The organism is Pseudomonas sp. S49 (assembly GCF_009866785.1).
Lineage (GTDB): Bacteria > Pseudomonadota > Gammaproteobacteria > Pseudomonadales > Pseudomonadaceae > Aquipseudomonas.
Map to the genome: position 1 here is coordinate 6,058,369 of NZ_CP019432.1, position 18,223 is coordinate 6,076,591.

General features: G+C 58.7%; 13 protein-coding genes, 1 tRNA gene and 1 pseudogene. 14 read left to right on the forward strand and 1 reads right to left on the reverse strand.

All coding sequences use genetic code 11. The features are described from left to right. Positions 1–54: 54 nt before the first annotated feature. The 14 genes and pseudogenes from rpoD to PspS49_RS26960 all read left to right on the forward strand — a co-directional run bounded on the left by rpoD (position 55) and on the right by PspS49_RS26960 (position 17,870). A complete protein-coding gene (gene rpoD / locus PspS49_RS26895; protein WP_127930005.1) occupies positions 55–1,899 on the forward strand; it encodes an RNA polymerase sigma factor RpoD in 1,845 nt (614 codons plus the stop codon). Positions 1,900–2,025: 126 nt separating this feature from the next. Beyond that, positions 2,026–5,772, forward strand: coding sequence for an EAL domain-containing protein (locus tag PspS49_RS26900; protein WP_160042080.1), 3,747 nt, complete (start codon positions 2,026–2,028; stop codon positions 5,770–5,772). Between the two features lie 15 nt (positions 5,773–5,787). Further along, positions 5,788–5,864 (forward strand) — tRNA-Ile (locus PspS49_RS26905). Positions 5,865–6,081: 217 nt separating this feature from the next. Beyond that, positions 6,082–6,579, forward strand: a pseudogene (locus PspS49_RS26910) (PBECR2 nuclease fold domain-containing protein); the annotation flags it as partial. Positions 6,580–6,945: 366 nt separating this feature from the next. Then, a complete protein-coding gene (locus PspS49_RS26915) occupies positions 6,946–7,407 on the forward strand; it encodes an Lrp/AsnC family transcriptional regulator (RefSeq protein ID WP_160042596.1) in 462 nt (153 codons plus the stop codon). A gap of 222 nt (positions 7,408–7,629) precedes the next feature. Beyond that, a complete protein-coding gene (locus PspS49_RS26920) occupies positions 7,630–9,312 on the forward strand; it encodes an NAD(P)/FAD-dependent oxidoreductase (protein ID WP_127930008.1) in 1,683 nt (560 codons plus the stop codon). Positions 9,313–9,324: 12 nt separating this feature from the next. Beyond that, positions 9,325–10,119 carry a carbon-nitrogen hydrolase family protein gene (locus tag PspS49_RS26925; RefSeq protein ID WP_127930009.1) on the forward strand — a complete coding sequence of 265 codons (795 nt, stop codon included), beginning with the start codon at positions 9,325–9,327 and terminating at the stop codon, positions 10,117–10,119. Between the two features lie 38 nt (positions 10,120–10,157). Further along, positions 10,158–12,572, forward strand: coding sequence for a pyrroloquinoline quinone biosynthesis protein PqqF (gene pqqF / locus PspS49_RS26930; RefSeq protein WP_160042082.1), 2,415 nt, complete (start codon positions 10,158–10,160; stop codon positions 12,570–12,572). Between the two features lie 156 nt (positions 12,573–12,728). Further along, positions 12,729–12,803 carry a pyrroloquinoline quinone precursor peptide PqqA gene (gene pqqA / locus PspS49_RS26935; RefSeq protein WP_003422658.1) on the forward strand — a complete coding sequence of 25 codons (75 nt, stop codon included), beginning with the start codon at positions 12,729–12,731 and terminating at the stop codon, positions 12,801–12,803. 81 nt (positions 12,804–12,884) lie between these two features. Beyond that, positions 12,885–13,796: a pyrroloquinoline quinone biosynthesis protein PqqB gene (gene pqqB, locus PspS49_RS26940; RefSeq protein ID WP_093429954.1), complete on the forward strand. Its 912-nt coding sequence runs from the start codon at positions 12,885–12,887 to the stop codon at positions 13,794–13,796. A gap of 140 nt (positions 13,797–13,936) precedes the next feature. After that, positions 13,937–14,689, forward strand: coding sequence for a pyrroloquinoline-quinone synthase PqqC (pqqC, locus tag PspS49_RS26945; protein WP_150749678.1), 753 nt, complete (start codon positions 13,937–13,939; stop codon positions 14,687–14,689). Beyond that, complete coding sequence (gene pqqD / locus PspS49_RS26950; RefSeq protein WP_160042084.1) at positions 14,686–14,961, forward strand: pyrroloquinoline quinone biosynthesis peptide chaperone PqqD; 276 nt, start codon at positions 14,686–14,688, stop codon at positions 14,959–14,961. The genes pqqC and pqqD overlap by 4 nt, the downstream gene beginning before the upstream one ends. Beyond that, on the forward strand, positions 14,954–16,093 hold the full coding sequence (gene pqqE / locus PspS49_RS26955; RefSeq protein WP_174245091.1) for a pyrroloquinoline quinone biosynthesis protein PqqE: 1,140 nt from the start codon (positions 14,954–14,956) through the stop codon (positions 16,091–16,093). Before pqqD ends, pqqE begins: the two co-directional genes overlap by 8 nt. Continuing rightward, on the forward strand, positions 16,059–17,870 hold the full coding sequence (locus PspS49_RS26960) for a S9 family peptidase (RefSeq protein ID WP_160042088.1): 1,812 nt from the start codon (positions 16,059–16,061) through the stop codon (positions 17,868–17,870). The genes pqqE and PspS49_RS26960 overlap by 35 nt, the downstream gene beginning before the upstream one ends. A 133-nt stretch (positions 17,871–18,003) precedes the next feature. Here PspS49_RS26960 and PspS49_RS26965 read toward each other — a convergent pair whose 3' ends face one another. Beyond that, positions 18,004–18,162: a YqaE/Pmp3 family membrane protein gene (locus tag PspS49_RS26965; protein WP_003228885.1), complete on the reverse strand. Its 159-nt coding sequence runs from the start codon at positions 18,160–18,162 to the stop codon at positions 18,004–18,006. Positions 18,163–18,223 lie beyond the last annotated feature (61 nt).

Consider the following 18,223-nt stretch of genomic DNA (forward strand, 5'->3'; position numbering starts at 1 on the left):
GTATAATCCTCGGCTTGTTTTTTGCCCGCCAAGACCTTCAGTGGATAGGGTGTTATGTCCGGAAAAGCGCAACAGCAGTCTCGTATTATTGAGTTGATCAAACTGGGTCGTGAGCAGAAGTATCTGACTTACGCCGAGGTCAACGACCACCTGCCCGAGGATATTTCAGATCCTGAGCAGGTGGAAGACATCATCCGCATGATTAACGACATGGGGATCCCCGTACACGAGAGTGCTCCGGATGCGGACGCCCTTATGTTGGCCGACGCCGATACCGACGAGGCCGCTGCGGAAGAAGCAGCCGCTGCGTTGGCAGCGGTGGAGACCGATATCGGTCGCACCACTGACCCAGTGCGCATGTACATGCGTGAAATGGGTACGGTCGAGCTTCTGACTCGTGAAGGCGAAATCGAAATCGCCAAACGTATCGAAGAGGGCATCCGTGAAGTGATGAGCGCAATCGCGCACTTCCCTGGCACGGTTGACCACATTCTCTCCGAGTACACCCGCGTCACCACCGAAGGTGGTCGCCTGTCCGACGTTCTGAGCGGTTATATCGACCCGGACGACGGCATTGCGCCGCCTGCCGAAGTGCCGCCGCCGATCGAAGCGAAAGCTGCCAAAGCTGACGACGACACCGACGACGATGAAGCCGAATCTTCCGATGACGAAGAAGAAGCCGAAAGCGGTCCGGATCCGGTTATCGCTGCCCAGCGCTTTGGCGCCGTGGCTGACCAGATGGAAATCACCCGCAAGGCCCTGAAAAAGCACGGTCGCAACAACAAGGCAGCGATTGCCGAGTTGCTCGCACTGGCCGAGCTGTTCATGCCGATCAAACTGGTACCGAAGCAATTCGAAGGCCTGGTCGAGCGTGTTCGCGGTGCCCTGGATCGTCTGCGTCAGCAAGAGCGCGCGATCATGCAACTGTGCGTACGTGATGCACGTATGCCACGCGCCGATTTCCTGCGTCAGTTCCCGAGCAACGAAGTCGACGAAAGCTGGTCCGACGCCCTGGCCAAAGGCAAGAGCAAGTACGCCGAAGCCATCGGTCGTGTGCAGCCGGATATCATTCGTTGCCAGCAGAAACTGATCGCGCTGGAAACCGAAACCGGTCTGACCATCGCAGAAATCAAGGACATCAACCGTCGCATGTCGATCGGTGAGGCCAAGGCCCGCCGCGCGAAGAAAGAAATGGTTGAAGCCAACTTGCGTCTGGTGATCTCGATCGCCAAGAAGTACACCAACCGCGGCCTGCAATTCCTCGATCTGATCCAGGAAGGCAACATCGGTCTGATGAAGGCGGTGGACAAGTTCGAATACCGTCGTGGTTACAAGTTCTCGACTTATGCCACCTGGTGGATCCGTCAGGCGATCACTCGCTCGATCGCCGACCAGGCCCGCACCATCCGTATTCCGGTGCACATGATCGAGACGATCAACAAGCTCAACCGTATTTCCCGGCAGATGCTGCAGGAAATGGGTCGCGAACCGACTCCGGAAGAGCTGGGCGAACGCATGGAAATGCCTGAGGACAAGATCCGCAAGGTATTGAAGATCGCTAAAGAGCCGATCTCCATGGAAACGCCGATCGGTGATGACGAAGACTCCCATCTGGGTGACTTCATCGAAGACTCGACCATGCAGTCGCCAATCGATGTCGCCACTGTTGAGAGCCTCAAAGAAGCGACTCGCGAAGTGCTGTCCGGCCTCACTGCCCGTGAAGCCAAGGTATTGCGCATGCGTTTCGGTATCGACATGAACACCGACCACACACTCGAAGAAGTGGGCAAACAGTTTGACGTAACGCGTGAGCGGATCCGTCAGATCGAAGCCAAGGCGCTGCGCAAGCTGCGCCACCCGACGCGAAGCGAGCATCTGCGCTCCTTCCTCGACGAGTGATACCAGAACCCCCGGCCCAGGCCGGGGGTTTTGTTTATATGGCAGATTAAATCCTTCGCAACGCCCCTCCCCCGCATACCCCGTCTACACTCGAAACAATCATCCCCGAGCCATAACGAGAGCGTTATGCCCAGATTGGCGTCCGTGCTTTTTTTGCTGTCACTGATGATCTGGACCGCAACGGCTGACGCGCTGACTCTGACCGATGAAGAACGTAGCTGGCTGGCGGCTCACCCGGACTTGCGCCTGGGTGTCGATGCGTCGTGGCCGCCCTTTGAATTTCGCGACGATCAGAACCGCTATCAGGGCCTGGCGGCCGACTATATCGACGTGATTCGCCAACGCCTGGCGATCAAATTGACCCCCATCGAACCGGTGAGCTGGACGGTGGTGCTGGAACAAGTGAAGTCGGGCAAGATCGACCTTCTACCCGGCATCATGTCCACCCCTGAACGCCAGACCTACCTGTCGTTCACCCGCCCTTATCTCGACTTCCCGATCGTCATCCTCGCCCACATCGGCGGCGCGCAACCACGCAAGCTCGACGACCTGTACGGCTTGAAGATCGCCGTGGTGGAAAACTATGCACCCCACGAACTGCTGCGCACCCATCACCCTGATCTGAATCTGGTGGCTATGCCGAATGTCAGTTCGGCATTGCAAGCGCTGGCGACCGACGAAGTGGACGCCGTTGTCGGCGACCTCGCTTCCAGTGTCTGGAGCCTGCGTCAGCTCAAGCTCGACGGTTTGTACGTCAGCGGCGAAACCCCTTATCGCTACCAACTGGCGATGGCCGTGCCCCGTGACAACAAGGTACTGGTGGGGATTCTCGACAAAGTGCTGGCCGACATGAGCCCGGATGAAATCAGCAGCATTCAGGAGCATTGGGTCGGCAACGTCCTTGATCACCGGACATTCTGGTCGGACCTGCTGATCTACGGTTTACCGGGGCTGTTGTTGTTGGTGACGATTCTCGCCGTGGTAATCCGCATCAACCGCCGCCTGAGTTCGGAAATCGCCCGACGCATCGACCTCGAACAGGAATTGCGCAGCAGCGAATACCACTATCGCGGCCTGGTCGAGAGTCTGTCGGCGATTGCTTGGGAAGCGCGGATGAGCGACTTCACCTACAGCTATGTGTCGCCCCACGCCGAAGACTTGCTCGGCTACCCGCAATCCCATTGGCTGATCCCCGGTTTCTGGCACAACATCATTCATCCGGCCGATCTGACTCGCACGCAAAGTTACTGCAAAGAAGCCCTGCGCGAGGGTCGCGATCACATCGTCGATTATCGTGTCATCACCGCTGACGGCCGTTGTTTGTGGGTGCGCGACATCGTCAGCCTGATCGAACACGGTCATGAGCCGGTGATGCGCGGCTTGATGATCGACATCAGCGAAATCAAGCGCACTGAAGAGGCGCTGCGGCTTTCGGAACAGAAATTCGCCTCGGTCTTCCAGCAATGCCCGGACATTCTGGTGATTGCACGGCTGTCCGATGGCTGCCTGCTGGAGGTCAACGAAGCGTTTGAAGAACAGATCGGGCTGAAAGCCGAGGAAGTGCTGGGGCAAACGGCGACCGACCTCAATATCTGGGGCATTCCCGGCGTCGGTCCGGGGCTGCTGCAGCGTTTGCAGGCGGGCAGTATTCGCAATCTGGAGATGCCCTTTCGCCGCAACAACGGCCAGTTGTTCACCGGCCTGATTTCCGCCGAGCCGTTTGATCTGGATACCACGCCAGCCTTGGTGGTCGTTGTACGTGACATCACCCAGCTCAAGGAAACCCAGCAGCAACTGCAAACCTCCGAGGAGAAGTTCGCCAAAGCCTTCCATGCCTCACCGGACGGTTTGTTGTTATCGCGCCAGAGCGATGGCTTGCTGCTGGAGGTCAACGAAGGTTTCAGTCGTATCACCGGTTTCAATAGCGCCATGTCGGTGGATCGCTCGGCGCTGGATCTGGGCATCTGGGTCAACCTCAACGAGCGTAAACAGATGCTCGATCTGTTGCATCGCGACGGCTTCGTCCGTGACTTCACCTGCCATATCCGCCGCAGTGACGGGCAGATTCGCCTCTGTGAAGTCTCCAGCCGTCCGCTGCCGATCGGTGAAGAAGACTGCATGCTGACCATCGCCCGGGACATCACCGAGCGCCATCTGATGCAGGAAAAACTGCAACAGGCCGCCACCGTGTTCGAAAGCACCGCTGAGGGCGTGTTGATCACTGACACTCAACAGCACATCAGTGCGGTCAATCGCGCCTTTACCGAGATTACCGGTTACAGCGAAAGCGAAGCGCTCGGCCATACGCCGCGCCTGCTCGCCTCCGGCCTGCACGACAGCGCCTTTTACGCGGCAATGTGGCACCAGTTGACCGACGAAGGTCACTGGCAAGGCGAGATCTCCAACCGGCGCAAGAACGGCGAGTTGTACCCGAGCTGGCTGACCATCAGTGCTGTGCGCAACCGCGACAAGTTCATTACTCACTTTGTCGCGGTATTTGCCGACATCTCCAGTCTCAAGCATGCGCAAGCCAAACTCGACTATCAGGCACACCACGACCCGCTCACCGGCCTGCCGAACCGCACACTGTTCGAAAACCGCCTGTTGATGGCACTGAACAGTCAGCAGGAAAACGGCGGTCAGGGCGCCGTGCTGTTTCTCGATCTCGACCGCTTCAAACACATCAATGACAGCCTCGGCCATCCGGTCGGCGACCTGCTGCTCAAGGGCATCGCCGTGCGCCTGAAAGAGCAACTGCGCGACATCGATACCGTGGCGCGTCTGGGCGGTGACGAATTCATCATTCTGCTGCCCGGCCTGCAACAGGCCAGTGATGCCGACAACATTGCCACCAAACTGCTCAACTGCTTTGGTGCGCCGTTCCAGGCTGGCGAGCATGAGTTCTTCATCAGCGCCAGCATCGGCACCAGCCTCTATCCACGGGACGGTTGCGACGTCGCCACACTGGTGAAAAACGCCGACGCAGCCATGTACCGCTCCAAGGCCAAGGGCCGCAACCGCGTCGAGAGCTACACCCGCGACCTCACGGCCCAGGCCAGCGAGCGCATCGCGCTGGAACACGAACTGCGCCGGGCTATCGAGCGCGATGAACTGTTTCTCTACTACCAGCCGAAAATCAGCCTCGACGATCATCGCCTGGTCGGTGCAGAGGCGCTGATTCGCTGGCGTCACCCGACTTTCGGCGACGTACCGCCAGAGCACTTCATTCCGTTGGCCGAAGAAAACGGCATGATCCTGCAGATCGGTGACTGGGTGCTGGAGACCGCGTGCCGGCAAATGTTCGAGTGGAATCAGATCTACGACAGCCTCGGCCCACTCTCGGTAAACCTCGCCGGCGCGCAACTGCGTCAACCGAATCTGCTTGGGCGCATCGAACAACTGCTCAACGACAACCACCTGCAGCCGGATTTACTGCAACTGGAAATTACCGAGAATTTCATCATGAGTCAGGCCGAAGAGGCGCTGGCCGTGTTGCACCAGCTCAAACACCTCGGCGTACAACTGGCGATCGATGATTTCGGTACCGGATATTCCTCGCTCAGTTACCTCAAGCGCCTGCCGCTGGATATCCTCAAAATCGACCAGTCGTTTGTCCGCGGATTGCCCGACGACCCCCACGACGCGGCCATTGTCCGAGCCATCATCGCGCTGGGACGGAGCATGCAATTCACGGTCATCGCCGAGGGCGTGGAAACCCAGGCGCAACAACAATTCCTCGCCGCTGAAGGTTGCGAGCAGATCCAGGGCTACATTGTCAGCCTGCCGTTACCACCAGAAGAATTCGCAGCAACGTTTCTTCGTGTAACCGTATCGGATTATTCGGATAGCACAGCCGAGAAACCGTCGCTATAATCCGCGACCTACTGAGGGCCTATAGCTCAGTTGGTTAGAGCAGAGGACTCATAATCCTTTGGTCCACGGTTCAAGTCCGTGTGGGCCCACCAAATTGAAAGCCGCGCTAAATGCGCGGCTTTTTCTTGGGCGATGGATTAGGGTTCGACGTCTTGGCGAGCGTAATGTACGGAAGGCCATTGTTAGGAATACAACCGCAAGATCTGTAGGAATGTTCCCAAACTAAGTTTTCTCCCCTCTCCGCGCGTTGTTGACCGTTTCTCCAGACGAGTAATCTCCGGACGCCTCCGCCAGTCCAGGATCGATTTCATGCTCGTGAATGCTGCGCCACTGATAAAGGAAGCAGCCGACCAGCAAACCTGGATCGACCTCGCCTTACCCGATCTCAGAACCTTATCAAGAGAACTTCGGTCGGCCGCGATAGAAGAGGTTAAAAGGGCTGAGAACGCAGAAGGCGCGCTCAAAATCCTCTCGGATCACTTTGGGTTTGTCGACGAGTCATTATTGGCCGTTACCATCCTCACACCCATCGGGAACGTCACGGTCCTGAGAGACAAACTGGCCCACATCGTCGAGAAACGTCCAGATTCCCGAGAACGTTATGTTCGACATGCCATAGATACGCTGACGGGACCTTTTGAAATATGGAAAGTTCTCTACGATAACGGCGGATACCGAATGGCATTCATTAACGCCTACGAGGCAAAAAACGACATGCTTGTCGTGGTCGATGTGCGAAACGGGCATGTCCTCTGGAACTTCATGCACGCTCCCGCCAGAGCGATGAACAAACACCGCCAAGGCGAACTTTTGTACAAGCGGTACATTCTTGAAGACAAAGAAAAGGGCAGCCATTTGGCTGCCCTTGATATTTTGAATCCTGATATTTGCATCCTCAGGAAATGGGATGAAGAGGTCTCACCTTACACCGATGTTGCAGCATCGCTGAGGTACCTACGTCCACTAATGCCCTGCAAGGCAGCGGATTTCGCGCTCTTGCTGGCATTTTTGATAAATAGGCCAACCAAGTCAAATCAAATATCCGATGTATTGTTTCAGCGCAACGATGCCATCGATTCTTGGGTGAACAATTCAAACATCGCCTGCAAGCGTGTTGCTGACAGTGTCTGTAACATGCGTACTCACCGCCCCCACACCCATGGAGCCGCACCCTTGCCAGACACCCGCCCGCCCGTGCTCGATGAAATCGACCGTCAGCTGATCGCCGCCCTGCAAATCAACGCCCGCGAAAGCGTTGCCATGCTCGCCCGGCAATTGGGCATTGCCCGCACCACCGTGACGTCGCGACTGGCGCGCCTGGAAAAAGCCAAAGTGATCACCGGCTATGGCGTGCGTCTGGGTCAACGCGTGGTCGATGGTGGCTTGCAAGCCTACGTCGGGATCAAGGTGCAGCCGCGTTCCGGCAAGGACGTGGTGCGCCGGTTGAGTGCGATGGCGCAGGTGCAGCAACTGTGTGCGGTGAGTGGCGAGTTTGATTATGTGGCGTGGTTGCGTACGGATTCGCCGGAGCAACTGGATCAGTTGCTCGATCAGATTGGCAGCGTGGACGGGGTGGAGAAAACCACGACGTCGATCATTTTGAGTAGCAAGATTGATCGGGGGCAGCCGGTTTAAGATTTTGATCGGGCTTCTCGGGTGAATTTCAGTGCGTCTTCGCGAACAGGCTCGCTCCCACTTTTGGTCGGTCTGCAGCCTCAAATCGTCATATTGATCGTTAATTTGTCAAAACGACGACACTTTGCGTCTTATTAACGTGTTCTACGCTCCCTAGAATGGCTGGCATCTTTTCCTATACTCAGACGCGCATCCTGCGTCGGGTCGCCAGCAAGGTCAGCCATGAACAAGAACAATCGCCATCCTGCAGACGGTAAGAAACCAGTCACCATTTTCGGTCCGGACTTTCCGTTCGCCTTTGACGACTGGATCGAACACCCGGCCGGTCTCGGTACTATTCCTGAGCACAACCACGGCGCCGAAGTGGCGATTGTCGGCGCCGGCATCGCCGGTCTGGTGGCCGCTTACGAGCTGATGAAGCTCGGACTGAAACCGGTGGTTTACGAGGCCTCGAAACTCGGTGGTCGTCTGCGCTCGCAGGCGTTCAACGGCACGGACGGCATCGTCGCGGAACTGGGCGGCATGCGTTTCCCGGTGTCCTCCACCGCGTTCTATCACTACGTCGACAAGCTCGGCCTTGAGACCAAACCGTTCCCGAACCCGCTGACGCCGGCCTCCGGCAGCACCGTGATCGATCTGGAAGGCAAAACCCATTACGCACAGAAACTGGCGGATCTTCCTGCACTGTTCCAGGAAGTGGCTGACGCCTGGGCGGATGCCCTGGAAGCCGGCTCGCAGTTCGCCGATATCCAGCAAGCCATTCGCGACCGCGATGTGCCGCGCCTGAAAGAGTTGTGGAATACCTTGGTGCCGCTGTGGGACGACCGCACGTTCTATGACTTCGTCGCCACCTCCGAGGCCTTCGCCAAGCTGTCGTTCCATCATCGCGAAGTGTTCGGTCAGGTTGGTTTCGGTACCGGCGGCTGGGACTCGGACTTCCCCAATTCGATGCTGGAAATCTTCCGTGTGGTGATGACCAACTGTGACGATCACCAGCACTTGGTGGTCGGCGGCGTCGAACAAGTCCCACAAGGCATCTGGCGCCATGTGCCGGAACGCTGCGTGCACTGGCCTGAAGGCACCAGCCTGAAATCCCTGCACCGTGGCGCACCGCGTTCCGGCGTGAAGAAAATCGCCCACGCGCCAGATGGCCGTTTCGCGGTCACCGACAACAACGGCGACACCCGCGAATACGCCGCCGTGCTGACCACGTGCCAGAGCTGGCTGCTGACCACGCAGATTGAATGCGACGAAACCCTGTTCTCGCAGAAGATGTGGATGGCCCTCGACCGCACGCGCTACATGCAGTCGTCGAAGACATTCGTGATGGTCGACCGGCCGTTCTGGAAGGACAAGGACCCGGAAACCGGCCGCGACCTGATGAGCATGACCCTCACCGATCGCCTGACCCGCGGCACCTATCTGTTCGACAACGGCGACGACAAGCCGGGCGTGATCTGCCTTTCCTATTCGTGGATGAGCGACGCTTTGAAGATGCTTCCGCATCCGGTGGAAAAGCGCGTTGAGCTGGCGTTGAATGCGTTGAAAAAGATCTACCCGAAAGTCGATATCGCTGCGCGGATCATCGGTGATCCGATCACCGTGTCGTGGGAAGCTGACCCGTACTTCCTCGGTGCATTCAAGGGCGCGCTGCCCGGCCACTACCGCTACAACCAGCGCATGTACGCGCACTTCATGCAGGACGACATGCCCGCCGAGCAGCGTGGGATCTTTATCGCCGGCGACGACGTTTCGTGGACGCCGGCATGGGTTGAAGGCGCGGTGCAGACTTCGCTCAACGCGGTTTGGGGGATCATGAAGCATTTTGGCGGCGCGACACATAAAACGAACCCGGGCCCGGGTGATGTGTTCAAAGACATCGGCCCTATCGCCCTGCCCGAGTAAGAGGAATCCCTGATGCGTGTAGCCCTTTACCAATGTCCACCGCTGCCCCTGGACCCCGCCGCCAACCTGCAACGCCTGCATCAACTGGCGATGGAGGCCAAGGGCGCCGACCTGCTGGTGTTGCCGGAGATGTTCATGACCGGCTACAACATTGGCGCCGAAGCGGTGAGTACACTGGCCGAGGTCTACAACGGCGAATGGGCGCAGCAGATCGGCCGGATCGCCAAGGCTGCCGGTTTGGCTATTGCGTATGGTTATCCCGAGCGCACCGCCGATGGGCAGATTTACAACGCCGTGCAGTTGATCGATTCGCACGGTGAGCGCCTGTGCAATTACCGCAAGACGCATCTGTTCGGTGATCTGGATCGCTCGATGTTCAGTCCGGGCGATGATGACTTCCCCATCGTCGAACTCAACGGCTGGAAACTCGGTTTCCTGATCTGCTACGACCTCGAGTTTCCGGAAAACACCCGACGTCTGGCACTCGCTGGCGCCGAACTGATTCTGGTGCCAACGGCGAACATGATTCCGTTCGATTTCGTCGCCGACGTCACCGTGCGTTCGCGCGCCTTCGAAAACCAGTGCTACGTGGCCTACGCCAACTATTGCGGCAGCGAAGGCGACATCCATTATTGCGGGCAAAGCAGCCTCGCCGCACCGGATGGCAGCCGTATCGCCCAGGCCGGACTCGACGAAGCGCTGATCATCGGCGAACTCGATCGGCAGTTGATGCTCGACTCACGCGCCGCCAATCGCTACCTCAGTGATCGCCGCCCGGAGCTTTACGGCGCGCTCAACCAGCGCTAATCCGCTAGCATTGGCACTTCACTGTTCTGGAAGTGCCCATGCCTGCGCCGACCCACCCCTGCCCCCACACTGAAACCCTGGCCAACGGCTTGCGCGTGACCCTGCGTCATGTGCCTGACCTGAAGCGCTGCGCGGCTGCTTTGCGCGTGGCCGCCGGTAGCCATGACGTGCCGCTGGCGTGGCCGGGGCTGGCGCATTTTCTTGAGCATTTGCTGTTTCTCGGCACCGAGCGTTTTCCCACGGGCGAAGGGCTGATGGCTTACGTGCAAGGTCACGGTGGGCAAGTAAATGCCAGCACGCGTGAACGCGCTACAGACTTTTTCTTTGAGTTGCCGAACCGAGTATTCAGCGGTGGCCTGGAGCGTCTGTCAGACATGCTCGCCAGGCCGCGTATGAATCTGGACGATCAGTTGCGCGAACGCGAAGTGTTGCAGGCGGAATTTGTCGCCTGGTCGCAGGATCCTGCGGCGCAGCGGCAGTTTGCGTTGTATGAAGGTTTACCAGCAGACCATCCACTGCGCGGGTTTCACGCGGGTAACCGGGACAGCCTGAAGGTTGAAGATCCGGCATTTCAGCAGGCGTTGAAAGATTTCCACCAACAGTTTTATCAGACCGGGCAGATGACCTTGAGTCTGGTCGGGCCACAGAGCCTTGAAGAATTGAAATTGCTGGCGGAGCAATTCGCGGCGGCGTTACCGGCTGGGGATAAAGTTATGCAGGCTGCGCCCCTGCCGCTGGCGGTGAAAAGTTATCAACAGGTCGATGAGCAGTGCGCCAATCTGATGTTTGCCTTCGATGCCCTGCCTGAATCGTCCACCGAAGCTTTGGCGTTTCTTTGCCATTGGTTGAACAGCGCCAAGCCCGGCGGATTGCTCGCGCATTTGCAGCAGCAAAAACTGGCGAATGGATTAAACGCGGCGCCGGTTTATCACTTTGTCGGACAAGCCTTGCTGCACCTGGAATTCACCGCTCCCACCGAATCGCTAGTAGCCATTCGCGAACAACTGCTCGATTGGTTGAGCTTCTTTGCTCAGCAGGATTGGACGTCACTGCACAAAGAATACGCAGCCCTGCTTCAACGTCGGCAGCAAGTGAGCGGCGCACTGCAACTGGCACGGCTCGACAGTGAGCAGCTGGAAAACGGCCTGTCCGATGCCGGCGTTGAAGCACTTACACAGATACTCCGCGAAATCGGCACTGTGGATAACTTCAGTGCTCACTGGCACCTGCCTGCCGCCAATCCATTCCTGCGCGCCAGTGAAGCTTTGGCCAATGCCGGGCTGATTCGCGGCCAGACCAGCGCCCACCGAGGCCTGCGTACATTTGCTCAGGATCGCTCGCGCGGACGCCGCGAACGCTCGCCGATGCAGTTCAGCCAGGCTTTGCCGGACAGCGGCGATGACGGCGCGATCTACCTGCGTTGGCAGGTGGAAGCGGCAGCCAGCGCTGATCTGCTCTCAAGGTTGCAACGCAGTCTTCGGCTCATTCTGCAAGATGCGCGTGAGGCCGGGGTCGATTTGTCTTTTAGCGCCACTGGCAATCAATGGCTGCTGAAGCTCACCGGTCTGCAAGAGCCGATGCCCAGCGTCCTCGAGCACGCGCTGAAATGTCTGACGCAAGTTGATGCGGATTCCCCGCGCAGCGAGCCGGAAACGCCGCTTGTCGCCATCCGCCAACTGCTTAAAGCACTGCCGGAACACGTTCTGCAACCAGCAAAAACCGGCGATGACGCCAAACACCTGTGGACAACTTCGCGCTGGGACGGCCTCGCACTGGGCCTCAACCAACCAACGCAATCCGCCATGGGCCTGGCCCTGAGCCGCATACCCGGGATCCCGGACAATCAGTTGCCCGGGCCAACAGTGATCTTCGCGCAAAAGCACTGGCGCCACATCGATTCCGCATCCAGCGAACATGCCTTGCTGCTGCATTGCCCAACCGCCAGCCGTGACATCACAGACGAGGCAGCGTGGCGAATGCTCGCGCAACTGTGCCAGACACCGTTCTATCAGCGTTTGCGCATCGAACTGCAATTGGGCTACGCCGTGTTCAGTGCGCTGCGGCAGATCCAGGGTCAAACCAGTCTGCTGTTCGGCGTGCAATCGCCAAGTGCCAAACCTGCGGAGTTGCTTGAACACATTCAACAGTTTCTCAACGGCATTCCCGCGCTGATCGAACAGCTTGATGAAGCCAGCCTCAGCCAACACCGGCAAAACCTCGTCGATCAATTCGACGACGCCACGCTGGCCGGCAAAGATGCAGCCGAATTGCTCTGGCAGGCCAGGCTCACGGGCCACTCGTCGGATTATCTTGAGCAACTGATTGCTGCCATCGGCCAACTGGATCGCCAGGCACTGCTCAGCGCTACACAGCGCCTGATCAACGCCGAAGGCGGCTGGCTCTGCCTCGCCAGCGATCCAGCGCCCGAAACCCCATGGCAAGCGGCAAATTGATCATTACCGAGGCTGAAAGGAGCTTTCTCAAAGATTCACGGGCAATCCCGGTGAAATTTTGAGTAACATAGCAGCCTAACTATTTGGAACATCTCTGCGCTGCCGTGGACTATAACTATGGACAGCGCTATCCCACCCACCCTGAGGAGACACACCATGTCCTGGACAAAACCTGCTTACACCGACCTGCGTATCGGCTTCGAAGTCACCATGTACTTCGCCAGCCGCTGAGTTCTGCTTACGTAGAATTGCAGTGCAACGCCTCGGCTCGCCGAGGCGTTTTATTTTCCGCGTTGAAATGATGGAGTGTTCATGTTCGTCCAGATTCTGGGTTCGGCCGCTGGCGGCGGTTTTCCGCAGTGGAACTGCAACTGCGTCAATTGCGCAGGCTTTCGCGACGGCAGCCTGAATGCCAAGGCCCGCACCCAATCGTCCATCGCGATTTCCGATGACGGCGTGAACTGGGTGTTGTGCAATGCCTCGCCGGACATCCGCGCGCAGCTGCAAAGCTTCGCCCCGATGCAACCGGGCCGCGCCCTGCGTGACACCGGCATCAGCGCGATCATCCTGATGGACAGCCAGATCGACCACACCACCGGCCTGCTCAGTCTGCGCGAAGGTTGCCCGCATCAGGTCTGGTGCACGGACATGGTTCACGAAGACCTCAGTACCGGTTTTCCGCTGTTCAAGATGCTCACCCACTGGAACGGCGGGCTGGACTGGAATCGCATCGAACTCGACCAGAGCTTCACCGTGGCAGCGTGCCCAAACCTGCGTTTCACCCCGCTGCCACTGCGCAGTGCTGCGCCGCCGTACTCGCCGCACCGCTTCGATCCGCACCCAGGCGACAACATCGGTTTGATCGTTGAAGACCTGAACACCGGCGGCAAATTGTTCTATGCGCCGGGTCTGGGCAAGGTCGATGCGCCGTTGCTGGAGATCATGGCGAGCAGCGATTGCCTGCTGGTCGACGGCACGATGTGGGATGACGATGAAATGCAGCGTCGTGGCGTCGGCACTCGCACCGGTCGCGAGATGGGCCATCTGGCACAGAACGGACCTGGCGGCATGCTGGAAGTGCTGGAGCAGTTGCCTGAGCAGCGCAAAGTGCTTATCCACATCAACAACACCAACCCGATTCTCGATGAGGATTCGCCGGAGCGTGCGGAACTGGCGCGGCGTAATGTTGAAGTGGCGTTCGATGGCATGAGTATTGTGCTGTAAGCATTTGAGACCGCTGGGCGGTCTATCGCGAGCAGGCTCACTCCTACATTGGAATGCGATCACCTGTAGGAGTGAGCCTGCTCGCGATAAGGCCGGCACAGACACCAGATATTTCTAGGGTTGTTCCCCGGAGAACCGCAATGACCGACACCCCGCTTTCCCCGGCCGAATTCGAAGCGGCCCTGCGCGCCAAAGGCGCCTTCTACCACATCCACCACCCTTACCACGTGGCGATGTACCAAGGCCGCGCCACTCGCGAGCAGATTCAGGGCTGGGTCGCCAACCGCTTCTACTATCAGGTGAACATCCCCCTGAAAGACGCGGCGATCCTCGCCAATTGCCCGGACCGGGAAATCCGCCGCGAGTGGATTCAGCGCCTGCTCGACCACGACGGCGCCCCCGGCGAAGACGGCGGCATCGAAGCCTGGCTGCGTCTCGGTCAAGCGGTCGGTCTCGACCCGGATCAACTGCGCTCGCAGGAACTGGTGCTGCCCGGCGTGCGTTTCGCCGTCGATGCCTACGTCAACTTCGCCCGTCGCGCCAGTTGGCAGGAAGCCGCCAGCAGCTCGTTGACCGAACTGTTCGCGCCGCAGATTCACCAGTCGCGCCTCGACAGCTGGCCGCAGCATTACCCGTGGATCGACCCGGCCGGTTACGAATACTTCCGCACCCGCCTCGGTCAGGCGCGGCGTGATGTCGAGCATGGTCTGGCGATCACGCTGGAGCACTACAAGACCCGCGAAGGCCAGGAGCGCATGCTGGAAATTCTCCAGTTCAAACTGGACATTCTTTGGAGCATGCTCGATGCCATGAGCATGGCCTACGAACTGAACCGCCCGCCGTATCACAGCGTCACCGAACAACGGGTCTGGCATAAAGGAATCACCTTATGAGTTTCGACCGCAGCAAAGTCCCGACCTGGCGTCCCGGCTACCGCTTCCAGTACGAACCGGCACAAAAAGGTCATGTGCTGCTTTATCCGGAAGGCATGATCAAGCTCAATGAATCTGCCGCGCTGATCGGCGGCTTGATTGACGGTCAAAGCAATGTCGCGGCAATCATTGCCAAACTCGATGAGCAGTTCCCCGGCGTGCCCGAGCTCGGTGACGACATCGAGCAATTCATGGAGGTTGCCCGTGTGCAGCACTGGATCGAACTTGCCTGATCTGCCGGCCAAGCCTGAAGTCGGCCTGCCGCTGTGGCTGCTCGCCGAGCTGACCTACCGCTGCCCGCTGCAATGCCCGTACTGCTCCAATCCACTGGATTTTGCCGAGCAGGGCAAAGAGCTGACCACAGAACAATGGATCAAGGTATTTCGCGAAGCGCGGGAGATGGGCGCGGCGCAATTGGGCTTTTCCGGTGGCGAACCGCTGGTGCGTCAGGATCTCGCCGAGCTGATTCATGAAGCGCGACAGTTGGGTTTCTACACCAACCTGATCACTTCGGGCATCGGCCTGACCGAACAGAAAATCAGCGACTTCAAGAAGGCCGGCCTCGATCACATCCAGATCAGTTTCCAGGCCAGCGACGAGCAAGTGAACAACCTGCTCGCAGGCTCGAAAAAAGCCTTCGCGCAGAAGCTGGAAATGGCCCGCGCGGTGAAGGCCCACGGCTATCCGATGGTGCTGAACTTCGTCACCCATCGGCACAACATCGACAAGATCGACCGCATCATCGAGCTGTGCATTGCCCTCGAAGCCGACTTCGTCGAGCTCGCCACCTGCCAGTTCTACGGTTGGGCGCAGCTCAATCGTGTCGGCCTGTTGCCGACCAAGGAACAACTGGTCCGTGCGGAACGCATCACCAACGAATACCGCGCAAAACTGGAAGCCGAAGGGCATCCGTGCAAGCTGATTTTCGTCACCCCGGATTACTACGAAGAACGCCCGAAAGCCTGCATGAACGGCTGGGGCAGCATCTTTCTGACAGTCACCCCGGACGGCACCGCCCTGCCCTGCCATGGCGCCCGACAGTTGCCGGTGCAATTTCCCAATGTGCGCGATCACAGCATGCAGCACATCTGGTATGACTCGTTCGGCTTCAACCGCTTTCGCGGTTACGACTGGATGCCCGAGCCGTGCCGCTCCTGCGACGAGAAAGAAAAAGACTTCGGCGGCTGCCGCTGCCAGGCGTTCATGCTCACCGGCGATGCGAGCAATGCCGACCCGGTGTGCAGCAAATCCGAACATCACGGCGTGATCCTCAAGGCCCGCGAAGAAGCCGAGACCGCCACTCAAACCATCGAACAACTGGCCTTTCGCAATGAACGAAACTCACGCCTCATCGCCAAGGGCTGAGCCTTTCAGCGCCTCGCAAGCCGTCGCTGCCGGCATGGACTTCGCCGAGTTGCAGCTCGGCGCCAACGGGTTGTTCTGGAATGAATATCGACCGGAAGATGCCGCGTGCCGGATCTGGCATTGGCGCGATGGCGTGGCGAAATGTCTGACGCCGGATGGCTTCAGTGTGCGCAGTCGCGTGTACGAATATGGCGGTGGCGCGTTTTGTCTGACGCCTGACGGGGTGGTTTTCGTTGCTGAGGCGGATCAGCAGTTATACCGCCAGAACCTCGGTAGCAGGCCGGAAGCACTGACCTCGGGTGAGTGTCGTTACGGCGATCTGCATTTTGCTTTCGGCCAAGTGCTGGCGGTCGAAGAACAGCACGATCAGCATCGGCTGGTAGCAATAGATCTGGCTGACGGGAAGCGGCACTTATTGGCTGAAGGCGCGGATTTTTATGCGGCGCCAACCCTCAGTGTGGATGGCCAGCGTTTGGCGTGGATCGAGTGGAGCCGGCCGCATCAGCCGTGGACGTCGACCCGGTTGATGGTGGCTGAGCGTTTGACTGACGGTGCATTTGGTACGCCGCAATGCATGGCTGGCGCCGAGATTGAAGAATCCATTCAACAACCGCGATTCGATGCCGAAAATCGCCTTTATTGCCTGACCGATCGTGGTGGATTCTGGCAGCCGTGGGCTGAGACTTCCGACGGTTTGGAGCCATTACCTGCTGCGCAAGCCGATCACGCGCCAGCACCGTGGCAACTGGGCGGCTGCACCTGGTTGCCTGTTGAAAATTTGGTTTTAGCCAGTTGGAGCGAAGGTGGTTTCGGGCGTCTGACGCTTGGCGATGACGATTTCACTGGCGACTACAGCCGCTTCCGTCATTTGGCTTTGGATGCGCAATTTATCTACTGCATCGCCGCCTCGCCGATCAGTCCTTCGGCGGTCATCGCCATTGATCGATCAACGCGCGAAGTGAACGTGCTGGCCGGCGGCGCGGCGCCCTTGCCCGCCGAACGCATCAGCCGTCCGCAAACCCTGCGCTACCCAAGCGGTTCGGGCGAGGCTCACGGATTCTTTTATCCAGCCATGAGCGGCGAGACAAAACCGCCGCTGGTGGTCTTCATTCACGGCGGCCCTACGTCAGCCTGCTACCCGATGCTTGATCCGCGCATTCAGTACTGGACGCAACGCGGCTTCGCCGTCGCCGATCTCAACTATCGCGGCAGCAGCGGTTATGGCCGCGAATATCGGCAGGCCTTGTACCTGAGCTGGGGTAAAGTGGATGTCGAGGATGCTTGTGCGGTGGTGAACTATCTCGCCGAGCAGGGTTTGATCGACGGTGAACGCGCATTCATTCGTGGCGGCAGCGCAGGCGGCTACACCACATTATGTGCGCTGGCGTTCAAACAGGTTTTCCGCGCCGGAGCGAGCTTGTACGGCGTCAGCGACCCGGTTGCATTGGCTCGGGCAACGCACAAATTTGAAGGTGATTATCTGGACTGGCTGATCGGTGACCCCGAGCAAGACGCCGAACGCTACGCCGCCCGCACGCCGCTATTGCACGCAAACAATATCCGCGTGCCGGTAATCTTTTTTCAGGGTGAACTGGACGCTGTCGTAGTCCCGCAACAAACCCGCGACATGGTCACGGCACTCGAGAACAACGGCATCCCGGTCGAAGCGCATTACTATCCCGACGAACGCCACGGCTTCCGCCGCGCGGCCAATCAGGCGCATGCGCTGGAGCAGGAGTGGAAGTTCTATCGGCGGGTGATGGGATTGGCGGACTGATCGCTGCGCCCCTGTCAAAACCGAGTTGCCGCACTCGCGAGCAGGCTCGCTCCCACATTGGATCTGTGTTGTTCACAAATCCCCTGTGGGAGCGAGCCTGCTCGCGAAAGCTATCTATCAGGCGCTACGTTATTCAGCGCTTGGCGATGATATACACCGCGTGCACGATCCCCGGAATATACCCGCACAACGTCAGCAGAATGTTCAACCAGAACGCCCCGCCAAACCCAACCTGCAGAAACACACCCAGTGGCGGCAACAGAATAGCGATGATGATGCGAATGAAATCCATGGGGCAACTCCTGAATGGGGGTTGGCTCACCTGAGCCATACAAGCTAATCGACCCGCGCCG